The sequence below is a fragment of the Oleiphilus sp. HI0117 genome (assembly GCF_001635235.1).
The window spans coordinates 1-1,145 of record NZ_LWGA01000113.1; the positions used below are offsets into that span (position 1 = coordinate 1).

The window sequence follows — 1,145 nt, forward strand, 5'->3', positions numbered from 1 at the left end:
AAGAGTAGCATTTGATCGTGCTGGTTTTAAATATCACGGTCGTGTAAAGGCATTGGCTGACGCTGCGCGTGAAGCCGGATTAGAGTTCTAAGGGGCATTACGATGAGCGTAGAAGACAAAAACGGTCCAGAGCTACAGGAAAAACTTGTACAAGTTAACCGTGTAGCAAAAGTTGTTAAAGGTGGTCGAATCTTCGGTTTCACAGCACTAACTGTTGTTGGTGATGGTGCAGGTCGTGTAGGTTTCGGTCGTGGTAAAGCGCGTGAAGTTCCAATCGCTATTCAAAAAGCAATGGATGCAGCTCGCAAGAATATGGTTGACGTACCTCTTAGCGGTACAACCTTGCAATATCCTGTAACTGCAAAGCATAGTGGCTCTAAGGTCTATATGCAGCCTGCTTCAGATGGTACTGGTATCATCGCTGGCGGCGCAATGCGCGCAGTGCTAGAAGTCGCAGGGATTCAAAACGTACTTGCTAAGTGCTACGGCTCTACAAACCCAGTTAACGTTGTTCGCGCAACAGTTAAAGGTTTGAGTGCAATGAAGTCACCAGAAGACGTTGCTGCTAAGCGCGGCAAGTCTGTAGACGAAATTACAGGATAAGGTCATGGCTAAGAAAACAATACAGGTTACATTGTACCGTAGCCCGATTGGTCGCTTACCTGCTCATAGAGCGTGTGTTACCGGTCTTGGTCTACGTAAGATTGGTCAGACTGTAGAGCTGGAAGATACACCTTCAGTTCGCGGTATGGCTAACAAAGTTAACTACATGGTTAGGATTGAAGGAGAATAAAATGCGTCTTAATTCAATAAGTCCAGCTCCTGGATCAAAGCCTACAGCTCGACGTGTAGGTCGCGGTATTGGTAGTGGTTTTGGTAAAACTTGTGGTCGTGGCCACAAGGGTTTGAAGTCTCGTTCTGGCGGTTCTGTAGCGCCAGGTTTCGAGGGTGGTCAGCAACCTCTAGCACGCCGACTTCCAAAGTTCGGTTTCAGTTCACGTCAAGCTAAGTACTCTGCTGAAATTCGTTTGAACGAATTAGCAGCTGTCGAAGCTGATGTTATCGACTTGGATGCGTTGAAAAACGCAAACTTGGTTCGTCGTGATGCTAAGCAGGCTAAAGTTATTTTGTCGGGCGAGTTATCT

4 protein-coding genes are annotated in these 1,145 nt (G+C 46.8%); all 4 read left to right on the forward strand.

Going from position 1 to position 1,145, the window contains the following annotated elements; translation table 11 throughout:
* Positions 1–91, forward strand: a 91-nt coding sequence (locus tag A3757_RS01630) for a 50S ribosomal protein L18 (RefSeq protein WP_304439161.1), incomplete at its 5' end; no start/stop codon positions are given.
* Between the two features lie 11 nt (positions 92–102).
* Positions 103–603 (forward strand): 30S ribosomal protein S5, encoded by a 501-nt coding sequence (gene rpsE / locus A3757_RS01635; protein WP_068508544.1) that lies wholly within the window; start codon positions 103–105, stop codon positions 601–603.
* Positions 604–607: 4 nt separating this feature from the next.
* Positions 608–793 (forward strand): 50S ribosomal protein L30, encoded by a 186-nt coding sequence (rpmD, locus tag A3757_RS01640; protein ID WP_068508545.1) that lies wholly within the window; start codon positions 608–610, stop codon positions 791–793.
* 1 nt (position 794) lies between these two features.
* A partial coding sequence (rplO, locus tag A3757_RS01645) for a 50S ribosomal protein L15 (RefSeq protein WP_068739051.1) occupies positions 795–1,145 on the forward strand: 351 nt, incomplete at its 3' end.

What these genes read in the sequence shown, in the direction of transcription:
- rpsE (WP_068508544.1), top strand. Translation starts at nt 103, where the DNA reads ATGAGCGTAGAAGACAAAAACGGTCCAGAGCTACAGGAAAAACTTGTA.
- rpmD (WP_068508545.1), top strand. Translation starts at nt 608, where the DNA reads ATGGCTAAGAAAACAATACAGGTTACATTGTACCGTAGCCCGATTGGT.